Origin of the sequence: Pedobacter miscanthi (assembly GCF_032678605.1) — a bacterium.
In the GTDB taxonomy this organism is placed as follows: domain Bacteria; phylum Bacteroidota; class Bacteroidia; order Sphingobacteriales; family Sphingobacteriaceae; genus Pedobacter; species Pedobacter miscanthi_A.
Genome location: NZ_JAVTSU010000003.1, coordinates 277454 through 294744, shown reverse-complemented (window position 1 = coordinate 294744; position 17291 = coordinate 277454). Strand labels below are relative to the sequence as shown.

12 protein-coding genes are annotated in these 17291 nt (G+C 41.0%); all 12 read right to left on the bottom strand.

The features are described 5' to 3' along the window. Nucleotides 1-59: 59 nt before the first annotated feature. Nucleotides 60-374 carry a hypothetical protein gene (locus tag R2R28_RS06360; RefSeq protein ID WP_316824873.1) on the bottom strand — a complete coding sequence of 105 codons (315 nt, stop codon included), beginning with the start codon at nucleotides 372-374 and terminating at the stop codon, nucleotides 60-62. Nucleotides 375-473: 99 nt separating this feature from the next. Continuing rightward, the gene (locus R2R28_RS06355) at nucleotides 474-1454 is read right to left on the bottom strand and encodes a type IX secretion system membrane protein PorP/SprF (protein ID WP_316824872.1); all 981 of its coding nucleotides are present in this window, start codon (nucleotides 1452-1454) and stop codon (nucleotides 474-476) included. Between the two features lie 18 nt (nucleotides 1455-1472). After that, a complete protein-coding gene (locus tag R2R28_RS06350; RefSeq protein WP_316824871.1) occupies nucleotides 1473-2417 on the bottom strand; it encodes a gliding motility-associated C-terminal domain-containing protein in 945 nt (314 codons plus the stop codon). Between the two features lie 39 nt (nucleotides 2418-2456). Then, nucleotides 2457-3146: a hypothetical protein gene (locus R2R28_RS06345; RefSeq protein WP_316824870.1), complete on the bottom strand. Its 690-nt coding sequence runs from the start codon at nucleotides 3144-3146 to the stop codon at nucleotides 2457-2459. A 27-nt stretch (nucleotides 3147-3173) separates the two neighbouring features. Further along, complete coding sequence (locus tag R2R28_RS06340; protein WP_316824869.1) at nucleotides 3174-5240, bottom strand: Ig-like domain-containing protein; 2067 nt, start codon at nucleotides 5238-5240, stop codon at nucleotides 3174-3176. 275 nt (nucleotides 5241-5515) lie between these two features. Next, nucleotides 5516-6487 (bottom strand): type IX secretion system membrane protein PorP/SprF, encoded by a 972-nt coding sequence (locus R2R28_RS06335; protein ID WP_316824868.1) that lies wholly within the window; start codon nucleotides 6485-6487, stop codon nucleotides 5516-5518. A 20-nt stretch (nucleotides 6488-6507) separates the two neighbouring features. Beyond that, a complete protein-coding gene (locus tag R2R28_RS06330; protein WP_316824867.1) occupies nucleotides 6508-7446 on the bottom strand; it encodes a gliding motility-associated C-terminal domain-containing protein in 939 nt (312 codons plus the stop codon). 18 nt (nucleotides 7447-7464) lie between these two features. Beyond that, a complete protein-coding gene (locus R2R28_RS06325; protein ID WP_316824866.1) occupies nucleotides 7465-8184 on the bottom strand; it encodes a hypothetical protein in 720 nt (239 codons plus the stop codon). Nucleotides 8185-8220: 36 nt separating this feature from the next. Next, complete coding sequence (locus tag R2R28_RS06320) at nucleotides 8221-10398, bottom strand: Ig-like domain-containing protein (RefSeq protein ID WP_316824865.1); 2178 nt, start codon at nucleotides 10396-10398, stop codon at nucleotides 8221-8223. Between the two features lie 481 nt (nucleotides 10399-10879). Further along, complete coding sequence (locus tag R2R28_RS06315; RefSeq protein ID WP_316824864.1) at nucleotides 10880-12316, bottom strand: AAA family ATPase; 1437 nt, start codon at nucleotides 12314-12316, stop codon at nucleotides 10880-10882. A gap of 181 nt (nucleotides 12317-12497) precedes the next feature. Beyond that, complete coding sequence (gene glgB, locus R2R28_RS06310) at nucleotides 12498-14459, bottom strand: 1,4-alpha-glucan branching protein GlgB (RefSeq protein ID WP_316824863.1); 1962 nt, start codon at nucleotides 14457-14459, stop codon at nucleotides 12498-12500. A gap of 58 nt (nucleotides 14460-14517) precedes the next feature. Beyond that, entirely contained in the window at nucleotides 14518-16980 is a 2463-nt protein-coding gene (locus R2R28_RS06305) for a glycoside hydrolase family 31 protein (protein ID WP_316824862.1), read from the bottom strand. Nucleotides 16981-17291: the final 311 nt, after the last annotated feature.

The following is a 17291-nucleotide window of genomic DNA, read 5'->3' as shown; positions in this document are numbered from 1 at the left end:
TCCAACCGGAACATAAAAATAAAGTAGATTATTGATACGATTGTGCTGCTGAAAACTTATTAAACGGTTGTTTTTTTAATGTTTTGTGCTGCGATCTGATTAATCCAGGTGAATATCCGCAATTTGGTTTCATCGTAGCTGGCAATAGATTGCCATACCTCGCAAAAGGTTTGCGTTAAAATTGAATTTGCCTTTTCTTCATCACTTACCTGCCGTGTAATTGCACCGTAAATGGCTCCGGCATATTGCTGATAAAGAACTTTGAAAGCAGCGGCATCCTGATCCCTTAACCTATTAAAAAGCATCTCCTGGTCAGACAACCATACTTTTAGGTTAACATCCTGATCTACAATCCTATTAACTGACACATTCATGATAAATTGGTATTATTAAGAGAACATGAACGTACTTAATTTGTTTAGCTGACTAATGATTATCAAACAACCAAATGGAATATGCCTGAAAGTGTTAAACTAAAAGTAACATTTTGGTCTCCTGCTTTTTTTGGTTACCAAGTAATAACCAACAGAAATTTCATGCGAGCCATAGTCGTAATTACCTAGTTTATTTAAACTGTAATCGTAACCATAGCCCAAACGCAGGTTTTCTTGCAGAAACAATTCGGTTATAAAGCCAATGGCAGCACGATCACGAAGATTACTTTCTAAATTTTGCTTGGGGTATATTTTTACTGAAGTACGGTACACAGCCCCCAGCCAAAAACGTTCTTTTACGAGTAAAAATGCATTTAAATCTAAAGATGTTGGTCCATGCAGGTCATCTTTAATCAAAAAAGCAGGTTTAAATACAAACTCGTCATTTATCGGGAGCGCCAGGCCGGAACTTAAATAAAAATGAGGTTGTATTTTAACATTAAGCAGGTTATAATCAGTAAAAACAGATAAAGACTTAGATAAAAGGTTATCTGCGGAGAAACCGATAAAAAATTTCTCATTAGAGTAATGGATTCCTGCACGGATATCGGGCATTACCTGACTAATGCTTCCGGTTGGGATGCGGCTATCCCCCTGTTCAATCGGATCGAGCAGGTTTCCGTTTAACCCGGTTTGTATTACACCCACCCCTAAACCAAAAGCCAGGATATTCGTTTCGGTACGATCTAATTTAATCCGATAAGCAAAATTGGCCGAAGCGTTTAAGGTACTCTGCGCACCGATTTTATCTTTGGTGATTATGGCGCCTATACCCAGGCTTTCATCATTAATGGCTTCATCAGCCGAAATGGACAGGGTTTGCGGCGCACCTTTTACCCCTGTCCACTGTGCCCGCGCAAAAGCCTGGAGATAAAGTTCTTCTTTATAACCTGTATAGGCCGGATTAATATACATCCCGTTAAAAACATACTGACCAAATTGTGCATTCTGCTGCGCGTGCAATGTTTTACATGCCAAACAGATAACCAAAACAAAAATGATCTTCTTTAAACTCCTCATTACAATTTAATTGTTCATTTATCTAATGATGGTGATATATCCTTTATATTCTAACCAATCGGAATTACCGTTCTTCACTTTAACTACATAGAAATAAGTCCCATCACTTAATCCCGGAGCAGTCCAGTCGTTTAAATAACGGTTTGATTGATATACGGTACTTCCCCATCTGTTAATTACGGTAAGCTCGTTAAACTCAAAAGATTCAAGATTTTCCAGGTAAAATGTATCGTTTTTCCCATCCCCATTGGGTGTAAATACATTTGGCACCCTTAAACCCGAAATTTCTTTTAAATCGGTTGAGGTATTGTTTGAAAGTATAGGATCGTGTTCGGTGGCTGTTACTGTTGCAGTGTTGCTTACCATACCTGGCTGTTTGGCCCTCACATGCACCACAAGCTCCGCAAATTTTCCGTTATTTAAAAGCTCTATCCCCCATTGGATAGTCCTGGTGGCCGGATCATAACTGGCAACTCCATCTGTTGGCTGCGCCAGACTTTCGAAAATAAGGTTATCAGGCAAAACATCCTTCACCTTAACCAGCGAAGCATCATCTGCACCATTATTCCGCACATCGAGATAATAATCGAATACCTGGTTACTGAGCACTTTTTTGTTTTCGGATCGTTTGGTAATGGCTACATCGGCCTGCGGAATGCTGATTATTTCAACCTCTATCTCATCAGAAAGATCGGATGTACAGCCGAAACTATTGATTGCAGCTACTTTATAAATACCGGCTGTTGCAGTAATGAGGTTCTGCTTGTGCTGACCGGGCACGAGTACGCCATCTTTAAACCAGATGTACGTAGTAGCCCCTCCCGAATTTGCACGCAAAGAAACCGACGATCCTTTTTTGATCGCGATCTTCTGCCGCCCATTGGGTACGGTCTGGCTAAATCCTGTTATAGATAAACACAACAGAAAAGCCATAAACAGGAAGGTATAAAACCTAAGCCTCATTTATAGATTTAAAAGCAGTAAAAAATGTATTAAATGCTACTAAAAAGTAACTGCATTGGCTGTTCCTAAAATTTGTGCTGGTGTAATGGTTGGTTTGGTTGGTTTGGCGGTTACCGTTACATCATGATCTACTGTTTGCGCACAATATTTATTGCCATTAATGACATAACCTACTTTTAGGCGGTATTTTGTAGTACCTACCGTAGGTGAGGCTGGTGTATAATCTTTTTGGTTTGCACCAGCAATTGCAGTTTCAGTGGTACCAGCAACGGTATACCATTGATAAGCCAATGAAGTTATAGCAGGATCTTCGGGGTTAATAATCGTTCCAACCTGGGCAATTGGGGTTTCTATACAAAAATCAGCGGCTGCGAAATTGGGCACCAGAGGTTTGAGTACATAAACCGGGATTTGCTGCATATCCGATTCGCAGGCCCCTGCTGTGGCGGCTTTTGAGCTTAAATAATAATAACCGTTCTGCAAATCTGCAGCGGCAATTTTATTTCCGCCTGCCAAAGGAATTACGGTAGATGGCGTGGTTGTAATGTTTGTACTAAACCTTACTATCCAGTCCTGGCCAGTAGGGGCTGCAGGCAGGGTAAGGTCGGAACCCTGGCAAAATAGACTAACACCAGTTGTGGTTGGTGTAACCTGCGCCGAAACGCGTAAGAAGTTACAGATCAGCAATAATGCGATCACAAATAAGCTTTTTTTAATGGTACTGTTCATGGGGATGGGGATTTTAAATTTGTTTAATTAATATTGAGATGTGATGGGCACCAGCACATGCGGTGCGGATGGTTTAGGGTTTATTTGAATATTGAAATTGATCTGGCTGCTGCAGCCATCGGTATTTTTAATGGTAAGCGTGCCCGAATGAATACCCGTTGTGGCATCAAAAGGCACGGTAAAAGGAATATTGCCTGAAGGTAAAACCTGGTTGTTTATGGGAGTAAATCCTGCTGTGGCCCAACTGATGCTGTAAGTTGTCGGACTGTTTACCGGATTAGTATAACTTAATGATGAAACAGTAAAACCCGAGCAAATTTCAGGCTCTGGTCCCAACGTTAAACTTGGTGGCGCCGCAACTGTCAGGTTAAAATCGGTAGCATTTGTACAAACAGTTGGTCCATCAGCAATCGCATAGCGGATAATTGTTGAACCCGCAGCCACACCTGTTACCTCACCCGTACCGGGATTTACGGTTGCAATGAGCGGATTAGCGCTCGACCATGTTCCGCCAGCATTTAAATTATTTAATGTAGTTGAAGAACCAATACAAATTTTATTTGCACCTGTTGTGGTACCCACAACAGCAATCGGTTTTACCTGGATGGCAAGCGCTGCACGGCTAGCACTCACACAACCTGTAGCCTGGTTTACCGCCTCTGCATAGTAAGTGGTGTTTGCAGTAAGCGCAGGTGTGGTATAGGTATTTCCACTATGCTTTAAATTACCGCCTGTTAATGCATCGTACCAGTTGTAAGTGATTCCAGTTAATGGGTTATCTACAGAAAGGTTAAGCACCGAACCGCTACAAGAAATTACATTGCTTACCGAAACCGTTGGTAACGGATTAACCTTTAACGTTACTTTTACCCTTTCGGAAATAGAAGAAATACAGTTATTACGCCTCGATTCTACATAATAAACATAATCGCCAACTGGTAATACGCCTAAACTATAGGTACTGCCTGTAAACAGTGGTGTTAAAGTGGTTTTATCTGCATACCAGTTATATGTGGTACAATCTTGCAGGTTACTGATGGATAAAGTAGTGGCATGGCCAGAACATACATTGGCCGTATAAAGCGGCAATCCATCAATTAGTGGTATAGGTTTAGGGATTACTTTGGTTACATTGTAAACATGGAGTTCGGTACCGATGGCCAAAAGGCCACCCCAGGATATTTTCACCCGGTCGAAAACTACTGAAACGGGAAATGATGCTTCAAATTTTGTGGTGCCTGGAATAGGTTTAATCGTTACATTTCCGTTGTTAAAAGCACCACCAGCAAGAGCACCGCCCAAATACGGCTGTATATTAAAGCCACTAAGCAGACTAAGCCCTCCGCCGCCATCATAAACCACTTTAACGGAATCAAGCGGTTGACCTTCTTTTGCGAATATAGCTGTGATAAATGCTTCATTAACTGCCTGTAACCCGGTATTAATGGTAGCGTAAGTAGCATAAGCAGGATCTGCATCTATTGCAGCATAAGGATTGCTTATCGCAGCCGTTCCGTTGAGCAAACCCGCGCCATTTACACCTGCAAGTACATCAATACCCTTATCACATTCTATATCCGAAGGATTGTCTTCCAGTATATATGCACCATACACCTGTGCTCCTGCCCCTAGGGAGACTAGTGGTGCTGAAAGCTTAATATAAACCCCATTGTAGGCCTGTGCAGGTGTTAACGGAACTTCGATCGCATTGGATCCGCTGAGAAGCGCCAAATTTGAGCTGGAGTAAAGTGAGCTTCTTACAGCTAATTTGGTTGTGGTATTGAGATCAACGAAAGATCCAATCTCGATAGTGGCATCAACGGATAAAAAAGAAGCGGGAATAGATACCTTAACCACAACCGGGGTACCTGCAGGCAGCAATCGCTTGTTGTCGTGCGTACCGTCGGTACTAAACTCAAGGTATTGCGTAACGGTTGAAGTGGCCAGCACATTGGTTAAAGATAAGGTAGATGCTGTTGAAGGATCTGTATCAATAGCTTTTGCATCATTGCTCACAGATGCTGATCCAAATCCGGCTTTAGCCTTCTGCGAATCCTGAAAACTGGCGTATACGCGGCTTTTGTTCGTACACAATTGTGCATACAAAGGTCCTGCAAGGACTAACAATAGTCCTAATAATAAGAATAGACAAAAAAACCGCTTCAATTTGTTTGGGAGAGCAAAAATTCAGGGTTATCTTTTGGTTACGTAAAAATGAAACGAACGGTTTTTTGAAACATTCATTTTATTCATTTTTTAACCGCAACAAAACTAAACAACGCCCATTTAGCCCATGTTAAGAAAACATTCTGTCGAACATAAAAAGCAAACAAATCAGGAATATTAATACGATTTTAGGGAGATTACCGCTAAAAGTAACATTTAGGCCTTCTGCTTTTGGCCGTTTGAAGGTAGTAACCTATTGATATTTCGTGAGAACCATAATCGTAGCTTCCTAATTTATTTAAGCTATAATCATAGGCATAACCAATTCGAAGGTTTTCGCGCACAAAGAATTCGGCAATTAAACCGATAGCACTTCTTGCCCTTAAATCAGCCTGTAATTCGGGTTTAGGATAAATTTTTACAGAAGTCCTGTACACCCCGCCCAGCCAAAGTTTTTCTTTGATCATTAAAAAAGCATTCAGATCCAAAGAAGTTGGCCCATTCAGGTCATCTTTAATCAAAAAGGTAGGTTTGAACATAAAATCGTTGTTCATCGGAAATACCATACCTGCGGTGAGGTAAAAATGTGGTTTGGCCGTAATGCTGAGTAAATTGTTATCCCTAAAAACCGGGAGATATTGGGTAAGCAGGTTATTGGCAGAGAAACCAATAAAAAACTTTTCGTTTGAATAATGTACACCCGCCCTGATATCGGGTACAATCCGGCTTTCATAACCGGTAGGAATTTTGTTATCGCTTATTTCGGTAGGATCTAAAAGGTTTCCGTTCAGCCCCATCTGCATTACCCCAACACCAATACCAAAGGCCAGTACATTGGTTTCCGTACGATCGAGCTTGATGCGGTATGCGAAATTACCCGATAAGTTAAGTGAACTCTGTGCACCGATTTTATCTTTTGAAACCAAGAGTCCCAAACCCAGGCTTTCTTCTTTAACCGCTTCATCAACAGATATGGAAAGCGTTTGCGGCGCTCCCTGAACACCAGTCCATTGCGTACGTACAAAAGCCTGCATATACAATTCTTCTTTATAACCTGCATAAGCCGGATTGATGTAAAGACCATTAAAAACGTATTGCCCGAACTGTGCATTCTGCTGAGCGAACAAACACAGCCAGAGTAAATTAAATAATGCCGTTAAAATTATCTTTTTCATATCCTCACCTTAACTTTCATTTATCTGATTACGGTAACATAACCTTTAAATTCTTGCCACTGGCCATTCGTGGCTTTCACTTTCAGGATGTAGAAATACGTTCCATCTACCAGTCCATTGGCCGCCCAATCGTTTAAATAGCCGCTTTTTTCATATACTGTACTTCCCCAGCGGTTAATAATGGTTAGTTGGTTTTCACTGTAACGGTCGAGGCGTTCAATAAAGAAGGTTTCATTTTTCCCATCGCCGTTTGGCGTAAATACATTCGGGATTTTAAGACCGGTAATTTCTTTGGTATCTACCGAGATGTTATTGGCAGGATCCGGATCGATTTCATTGATGGTTACGGTAGCACTATTTACCACCTTACCTGGTTTCATGGCCCTCACGTTAATCGTTAGTTCTACAAAACTGCCATTTGCCAAAGTAGGTATTACCCACGAAAGGATTTTACCGGTTTCGTTATAAGTTGCCACACCAACCATAGGCTGATCGATGCTTACCATCTGGAGGTTTTCCGGAAGTTCGTCTTTCACCTGTATATTGGTAGCTTCACCTAACCCATTATTTCTGACCAATAAATTGTATTTAAACACCTCTGTATTAACAACCTGCCGGCTTTCTGATCTTTTCATGATCGAAACATCTGCAGATACAGCAGTTAACATCACTACTTCCATTTCTTCTGATAGATCAGAGTTGCAGCCGCCTAAACTAAAGGTTATTACCGTATATTTCCCTGCGGTTTTTACGACATAATCTTGTCCGGTAGCTCCAAAAATGGCGTCACCATTTCTGAACCATTGGTAACTGGATGCCCCGGTTGCATTGGCCCTGAGTTTAACAGTAGTACCAGGTTTAATATTCACAGCGTTCGGATTTCCAGATTGCGCAAAGCATGCTGCCGCCGGAAACAGCAGCACGCCGAACGTAATTATTCCTAACCTGTTAAACTTCATGAGGCTTAAACCAACAATTTAAGGTGCTACGGCAATGGTTGCTTTGCCCGGTTTAAGCGTAACAGTGATGGCTTTTGAGGCAGTTGCAGTACAGGTTGTGGCAGGTACAATCGGAACAGCACCTGTTGCATAACTTCCAACAGCAGTAAAATTATAAGCACCTGCAGCTACACCAGCTTTAAGTGTAAAAGTATCTCCTGATGCAGAGGCAGCACCCAAAGTTGTAATATCTGCTACTGCAGTACCTGCAAGGGTTGCCGACCATGTGTAAGCCATGGTTACACCTGTTGGCAACGTAATTGAAGCATCTTTACTTGCCGTAAACACAGTTGATGCAGTTTGATCAGTACAGTAAATGCTCCCTGGCGCAGATACAGCAATTAACGGTGTAGGTAATTTCTCTACCACGGTATTATCTGATGCATCACTAGGACATAAGTTGGCATCAGCAGGCTGGACCTGAACTGAATATGTGTGGGTACCTGCGGCTAAACCTGCTGCAATTTGATAAAAGGCGTTACTTCCATTGTACACAACCGCAGCCTCAGCAACACCATCAACGGTCCACACAATTTTGTCTCCAGTAACAGGTGCATAACCTGTAAAGGTTGGGTTTAACTTAACCGTACCCGTTCCGCATAAGTATACGTTCGGTGTTTGTGCAAATGCACTTATTGGTAATAAGAACATTAAGAATACGAAGATCCTTAAATTGCGTTTTGTAGATTTTTTTGTCATGATTTTAATCTGTTAGGGATTTATGGTTTATTTTTTTTAATTGATGGATACTGTAGGTTTATGCGGCACCAGCTTTACCCTAAAATTGAAAGGGATAGCCTGCTCACAGCCGTTTGCATTTTTTATGGTTAAAATTCCCTGGTACACCGCAACAGGTGTGCTGGAAGGTATGGTGATGGTAATTTCGTTTGCCGGTAAAGTTTGATTTGAAACTGCCGGTAAAAGCCCGCCCATCCATGAGATGCTATAAGTGATGGGATTAAAAACCGGATTGGTGTACGTAATTTTTGTTGTGCTTAACCCTTCACAGATTCCAGGGTCAGTCATTAGGGTTAAGTTTGGCTGTGGATTTACGGTTAAATTAAAATCTACCTTTTTAGCACAATAAGTAACATCGTCGGCAACAGTATAACTGATTACTACATTGCCGGCAGAAACCGCGTTTACCAGGCCCCCAGCATTTACCGTTGCAATACCTGCATCACTGCTGCTCCATGTTCCGTTGGGATAAACATTTGTTAATGTTGTACTTGTTCCTCCGCACATGGTTGTAACACCGGTAATAGCAGGCACGGGCGCGTATTGTTTTACTTTAACCTCTACTGCCCTGGCTCCTCCTGCATTTTTGCATCCGGAGAAAGTATTAACTGCTTCAACATAATAAGTGGTGGTAGTTGTGAGTGCTGGTGTGGTATAGGATGTACCCACGTTAAATGGCGCTCCACCGGAAGATGACGTATACCAGTTATAGGTAAAGCCGGCATCCGGACTGGTAACAGCAAGTACAGTAGAAGATCCATTACAAATAGTTGCTCCCGCAACGGTAAGTGTTGGCAATGGATTAACCTTAAGTTTTACCCTTAAACGCTCTGATACTGCCGTAATACAATAGGTCCTGCTGGATTGCACATAATAATTATAATTACCTGCAACCAAACCTGTTGGCGTATAGGCTAAACCCGTATGTAAGAGATTACCACCCGTTTCAGCATCGTACCATTTGTATTCGGTACAATCCTGAGGATTATTTACCTCAAAAGTGGTACTTCCTCCTTCACAAATTACTCTGCTATCTTCCGCAACAGGATCGATCAAGGTACGTGGTTTTGCTAATTTTCTCTTGATATCATAAACCCTGAGCGAACCCAATACGCCAGCCAGGCCTCCGGTAGTAATTTCTAAGCGGTCGTACACCTGGCTAATCGGAAAGGTTAACACATATTGATCTGTTGCACCTGGAAAAAGTTTCAGGTTTAGAAAAGTTCCGGTATTATCAAAGGCAGCACCAGCTTTTGCACCATTTAAATAAGGTTGTATGGTAAAGCCGGTCAGCAGGTTCAGGCTTAATAAACCTCCTCCGGGTTTGCCGAGAATAATACTTACCGAATCACGCGGTTGTGAAGGTTTATTAAATATTGCCGTGAGGAAAATTTTATTTAAAACAGATGCGCCAACATCCATCAGGGCGTAACTGTCCTTATCGCTATCAATTGCATTGAAAGGGTCAGTTACCTTTCCGGTAGCATTTAATACTCCGCCTATAATAGTGGGCTGCACACCAGATAATACATCAATTACTTCATCACAATCGATTTTCGCCGTTGTCGTTTCCATAATATAAGCATGGAACAGTTTTGCGGATAAGGCCACAGAAAGTAAATTACCTGAAACTTTAACGTAAATCCCATTGTATAGCTGGCCTGGCGTAAGTGTAATCTCTACCTCACCCGAACCACTGATTACACCCGCAATATTGGTGGAATTATAAATGGGCGTCATACTGCTTGCCGTATATCCTGCATCATGCCCGGGCCCGATTATCCCCAAGAAAGGCCAATCCGCACCAATGGTTTGTAGGCCGGTAAAACTTCCTATTTCTACCCCGCTTAATACGCTTAAAACCTCTGTTGGTAATGAAATTTTAATGGTAACCGGGGTATTTGCAGGGATAGACCGCGGGCCGGTACCACTTACATCGCTAAATTGCAAAAATTGAGTTGAAGAAGCTAAACCTGCCAAACCAAGCCCAACCCCTAAGGTTGATGCATCTTTAACCTGCCCGTTAACCGCATTTGGTGCATCAGAAATGGTTCCCATAATTAAAGAACCACCCAATATTTTAAAGCCATACTGAATCGAACCCTGAAAATCGGCGTAAGTACGCTTCGTATTTTCACATGGTGTGGTAACCTGCGCATATAAATATACAGGCATAAAACCAAGTACAAATACCAGGAAGGATAGACAAGAGCGCCTTTTCAATGTATTCGGGATGTGACGTAAAACAGTTTGTTTGTTAATGCAAAAGTAGGGTTGGCCAGCAGGAGATTAGCCGTTCACTTTATTCATTAAAACTTTTCAGAATACGTAACATGCTGTTTTATTGATATTTATCAACAAAACTGACATTTTTCGGTTAAGAACACAAAATTTAGGCTTAATGGTAAATTAACCTTCTGTAAGGTTGAATAAAAGTTAGCGCAACCACAGGATGGATGCTGTATTTCCCTTGATAAAAAAAGGAATTTGGGCCTACCGATTGATCGAAACAAATTATTTAGTAAATAATATTTGCAAGAGAAAAGAGTTATCGTATCTTTGCACCCTCTCTGGAAGCTTCCACTCCAGAGTTTAAGAAAGCTTTCCAGCAATGGGAGGCTTTTCTTATTTAAACAGGGTTGAGAATCATTGGCCACTAATGATTAAACAATATATCCATCGTAATCTCTTTTTGCACCAACCCCGGATAGTTCTCTCCGTTTTTCACCCCATAAGTTGTAATCATGCTTAAAAACAATACTTTTCTTGTTCTGGTTTGCGATTGAAACACCTTTAGTTTGTTATTTAACTCTTTTTCGTAAGACTTGCTGATTTCAAAAGGTGCAACTGAAAACTTCATTTCGCAGATATTGATGCAGGAATCGTTACGATCAATCAAAAGATCAATCTGCGCTCCTTGCTCCTCTTTGTTTTTAGGCAGATATCGCCATACTGATATTTCGGCATAAACATTTTCTATTCCTATTGCCTTTTTAATCTGCGCAATATGTTTCATGCAAATACTTTCGAAAGCATATCCACTCCAGCTTTTCCACGAGGTGCCCGAATAGAATTTTAACCAGGTACCTGTGCCCATGGCTTTATTGCCATTAATAAATTTGAGGTAAAAAATCGAATACTCATCGGTGAGTTTGTATAGGGCATCTTTGGTCGTTTTATCGAAAGGAATATATGGAGTGATAAAACCAGATTCGGCTAGTTCAGCCAGCAATTGTGTGGCATAACCACCACTGCTCAGCTTACAGGCATTGATAATTTCGGTGCGTGTTAAACCTTTGCTTTTTTTAGCCAGAGCCTGCACAATATCGATGTGGTTTTCGGCCTTATCGAATAAGGAATAATATAGATTCTTAAATTCTTCGAGCAGTAAGCCATCCTTGGTAAAAAATAACCTGTCTATAATCTGCGCAACACTTTCTCCAGGTTCTATCTCCTTAAGGTATTGCGGTATGCCACCCATAGCCATGTAAACCTGCAAAAGCTGGTATTTATCGAGTTTTATTTTCCTGTATTTAAGGTATGCTGCTGTTTCGCCAATAGTAAATGGCAAAAGCCTGATTCTTCTGGTAACACGGTTATGTAAACCCCCACGATTATTGATCACTTTATTGATCATCCAGGAGGCGGCCGAACCGCAGATCACTACAATAAGTTTCTTTTCCCTGGAAGCCCAGCTGTTCCAGAAGTTTTCGAAGGCAGGCAAAAACCCTGATCGTGCCGTATTGATCCACGGAAATTCGTCGATAAATATGATGGTCCTTTCTTTTTTGACTAAAGGCGTAAGGTATTGAGTGAGCATTTGGAAAGCGGCGATCCAGCTTTCGGGCCTGGCAAGTGGAAGGCCACCTGTTACTTTGGTCAGCACCAGGCTAAAGTTTTCCAGTTGCTGGCTTAAGGTTGCATTATGGATTCCTGAGAATTCGAATGCAATATCTTTACTAAAGCCATTTCTGATTAAATAAGTTTTTCCGACCCGCCTGCGCCCATACATGGCAATCAGTTCAGCGTCACCAGACTTTTCAATCTTATTTAACAGCAATTTCTCGTCGGCCCTGCCTACAACCTGCTCCATAAGCCATCAATTTATAATCACAAAGATAACAAATTTATGAGTTTTGGCGCAATATAAAAAGCTATATCACGCCAAAACTATATTTTTAATGATGGTTTTGGCGTGATATAAAAAGCTATACTACGCCAAAACTATGTTTTTATTGATGGTTTTGGCGTGATATAGAAATAAAAAAAGTGTTTTATTTACTCTTGAAAATAACCACTGCTAAGGGTGGCAGGTCAACAACGATGGCATATTCCTGCCCGTTATAGCCCTCCAAATGAGGTACTATATCGCCACGGTTATTAATTCCGCCACCGTAATATACAATATCGTCGGTATTAAAAATTTCTGTCCACTTGGTTTTAAAAGGAACACCAATTTTATAATTTTCGCGAACAACAGGGGTAAGGTTAACGGCAATGATCAAAGTATCTTTTGCTTTCGGGCCTTTGCGCATATAGGTAAACACCGATTCGTTTGCATTATCAGCATCAAGCCATTGAAAACCTTCGTAACTAAAATTAAAATGATACAATGCAGGTTCTTTGCGGTACAGGAAGTTTAAGGCTTTAACCGTTTCCTGCATGCCTTTGTGTGGTGGATATTGGAGTAAATGCCAATCTAACGACTGGGTAAAGTTCCATTCGTTGGTTTGGCCAAATTCGTTCCCCATAAACAAAAGTTTTGCTCCCGGATGGGTAAACATATAACCATAAAGCGCTCTTAAGTTGGCAAATTTCTGCCAGTCATCTCCAGGCATTTTATATAACATAGGCGATTTACCATGCACCACTTCATCATGCGAAAAAGGCAGCATAAAGTTTTCGGTAAAGGCATAAGTCATGCTAAAGCTTAACTGGTGGTGGTGGTGTTTCCGGCCAAGGGTATCTATTTTGAAATACTTCAAGGTGTCGTTCATCCAGCCCATCATCCATTTCATGCCAAAACCCAGGCCACCATTATGCACCGGGTGGGTTACGCCCGGATAGGTACTGCTTTCTTCGGCAATGGTTTGTACACCATCAAATTCACCATATACTGCTACATTCAGGTCTTGCAAAAACTGAATTGCGCCAAAATTTTCACTGCCTCCATATTCGTTGGTTGCGGCATCACCATCTTCTCTCGAAAAGTTAAAGTATAACATCGAGGCTACAGCATCAACCCTTAATCCGTCTGCATGGTACTGATCAAGCCAAAATATGGCATTACTGATCAGGAAAGAGCGTACTTCGTTACGGTCGTAATTGAAGATATATGATTTCCAATCGGGGTGAAAACCTTTCTTCATATCAGCATGCTCGTACAAATGCGTTCCATCAAACTCATACAAACCGTGCCTGTCGCCCGGAAAATGGGAAGGAACCCAATCCAATATTACAGCAATATTGGCTTTATGCAATTCATCGATCAGGTACATTAAATCCTGTGGTGAGCCATAACGCGAACTTGCGCCAAAGTATCCGGTAATCTGATATCCCCAGCTTGGGAAGTATGGAAATTCCATTACCGGCATCAGTTCTACGTGGGTAAAACCCATTTCTTTAACATAAGGTACGAGCCTGTGGGCTACTTCCCTGCAGTTCAATACCCTTTCCGGATTATCAGGATCGCGCTCCCATGAACCTAAATGTATTTCGTAAACGGATATTGGTTGATCTAAAGCATTTAATTTGGCTCTTTTATTGAGCCAGGTTTTGTCTTTCCAGGTGTAATCGGTATCCCAAACAATACAGGCCGTTTGTGGCGGATGCTCCCATCGGCGGGCATAAGGATCTCCTTTAAGGTGTTCAGATTCATCAAAGCCCTTAACAAAATATTTATATACTTCGCCTTTGGCAATGCCGGGAATAAAACCTTCCCAGATACCTGATTTATCCCAACGTTTGTACAGCGGATGTGATTCGTTATCCCAATCGTTAAAATTACCAACAACGCTTACCTTAGTGGCATTTGGTGCCCAAACCGAGAAATAAGTTCCAGCGGTTTCCTCAACACTAATGAGATGAGAACCCATTTTTTCATACAGCCTAAAATGTTTTCCAACAAGGAAAAGATCAATGTCGTAATCGGTAAATAAACTGTGTACCCAAACGGATTTCTTTTTATCGATTTTAGGTAACGCTGCTTTTTTTGCAGGAACTTTTTTTGCTGACATAGATATTTTGGCTAGATAAATGAAGCCCCAAACACTAAACAGCATTTGGGGCTAAATGTTACAGACTTAAAATCTGAATTTCCAGGAAATTTTTATTGCACTTGAAATGCAGGATGTTCTGATCGTCGGTGTAAAAGTCTTCAACTTCTTTATTATCAACAATGATCTTTTTAACCTGGAATTTTACGCCAATAATATTGCAAAGATAAAATTCGTAATTTGGTGTATATAAGCCTTCGCTACGTTGATTTACTTTAATGGCCTGATGATCGCCTTTTACGGTAAATTTCTTTTCCAGGTAAATATCCTGTTCGTAGGCAAAAGTATCGCCATGATCTTCGTACATGTACGAGTTCACTTCGTAATCACTGTGGTAGATATTCAGGGTTACCTCGGTAATCGATTTTTCATCTACATATTGCATTACCGGATACTCTGGCAAAACAGAACCCGCACGCACAAACATCGGCATACTGTCTATCTTCGCATCAACGGTATATTCGTTGCCACCATCCAGGATTTCGTTCGTCCAGAAATTGTACCAGGTGCCTTTTGGCAGGTAAACCCTTCTCGATATTGCGCCTTGTTCTAAAACCGGGCAGATCAATAACTTATCGCCATAACAAAATTCATCCTGGCGAAAACTGTTACTGATATTTTCCTGCTCGAGCATAACCAATGGCCTTAAAATTGGAAAGCCATAACGGTGATGTTCCCAGAAAACAGAATATAGGTAAGGCATTAAACGATACCTTAATTCAATAAACTTGCGGTTGATATTTTCAAAAAATTCGCCAAAACTCCAGGGTTCGCGCTCAGCAGTATCGCCGGCAGAGTGTGCCCGCATAAACGGAGAAAACGTACCTAACTGGATCCAGCGGGTAAATAATTCACCATCTGGTTCGCCGCTAAAGCCGCCAATATCGGTTCCACAGAAAGGCACACCAGAAACAGATAAACGCTGACACTGGATATTGCCTATTTTTAAATGTTCCCAGGTAGCGATGTTATCACCTGTCCAAACGCTGGCATAACGCTGCATACCTGCATAACCTGCCCTTGTAATGGTAAAGGGACGTTTATTACGCATTAGTTTTTTAAGTCCTTCGTAAGTAGAACGTACCATCTGCATACCATAAACATTATGTGCTTTACGGTGCGAACCGCGGTAACCATCGTAATTATGGCGTACATCGTTAGGGAAAGTGCCTGAACCAAATACAGCAGGTTCATTCATATCGTTCCAGAAACCAGCCACGCCCATATCTACCAGTTCTTTGTAAAGGTTACCCCACCAGGTACGTACTTTTGGGTTGGTAAAATCGGGAAACTGACAACGGCCCGGCCAAACGTGCCCTTCCATATAATAATCGTCGCTGCGTCGACAGAAAAATCTTTTTTCTTTACCTTCTTTAAAAACCCAGTAATCATCATCTACTTTAATTCCCGGGTCGATCATTACAACGGTTTTAAAACCATCATCAGAAAGTTCTTTAATCATCCGCCGTGGATCAGGAAAATATTTTTTATTCCAGGTAAAACAGCGGTACCCATCCATATAATCGATGTCGAGATAAATGGCATCACAAGGAATTTTACGGTCCCTGAATTGTTTGGCTATTTCTTTAACCTTTGTTTCAGGATAATAACTCCAACGGCATTGTTGATAGCCCAATGTCCATTTTGGTGGCATCGGATGCGTTCCGGTTAAGGTTGCGTAACGTTTTACCACATCCATAATGTGTGGCCCGTGGATATAATAATATTGCAATTCGCCGCCATCAGCCCAGAAACTGGTTTTGTTTACATCTTCGCCCCCAAAATCGAAATACGACTTAAAGGTATTATCGAAAAATATACCATAAGCCGCCTGGTTGTGCAAACCAATATAAAAAGGTATGGTACGGTAAAGTGGATCCTGGTTCCAGCCGAAAGAATACGCATCGGTATTCCAGTTTTCGAAACGGCGGCCACGCAGGTTAAAATTACCAGATTTATCGCCTAACCCAAAAAAGTTCTCTTCAGGATGGCATTTTTTGGTTGCATAAATATAATATCCACCAAAATCTACATTTTCTTCCCAGTGCATGGAGTTGGCTTCATCCACCATCATTACATTGGTAATATTATCGTGGAAAGAAATATGAAAATTTGCTTTCTCTATTTTACAGGTTACGGCATGTGTAGAAACGGTATAATGGTCATCATGCTCCTGCATTTTAAAAACAGAAACTTTTTGATCTACCTCTGGTACGGCATAAGAGAAATCCTCCAAAAAAACACCATGTGGTGCAAGGCGTACCCGGATGATATCATCACTTACTACCCGTACTTCTACCCTCGCATCGCCATCTGAAAAATAAAAACGGTTACCTTCTTTCTTTACTTTTTTAACTTCTCCGAGGTATTGTTTAACGATTGGTTTTACCGATATATCAACCGGATTGTTTAAATGCTGTATTTCCTGCTCTTTTTCGATCAGGTCATTTGTGTCATTCGGTTTTTCGTTTTGCGCTTCCATCCTTATTTATTCAATTTTTTAAATTCATAGCTCTTAAACCGGGACGTGCTTAAGAAAGTACTATAATACAAATATTTTATAAAAGGGATGTAGGTTTTTTACAAAAGATGCATTTAATAGTGTAAGTTTTACACTAAGCTAGGTTATTTAAGTAAGATATGACTGAGATGAATGAAAATTTATTATTGGCGAGGGCATGAAAGATGTAAATTTAGCATAGGATAAACTAAAAATAACCGTTTATCCTATTTAAATTTGGCAGTATAAATTATTAAATGTAATTTTAACACAAGATAAACGATTTAAATTCG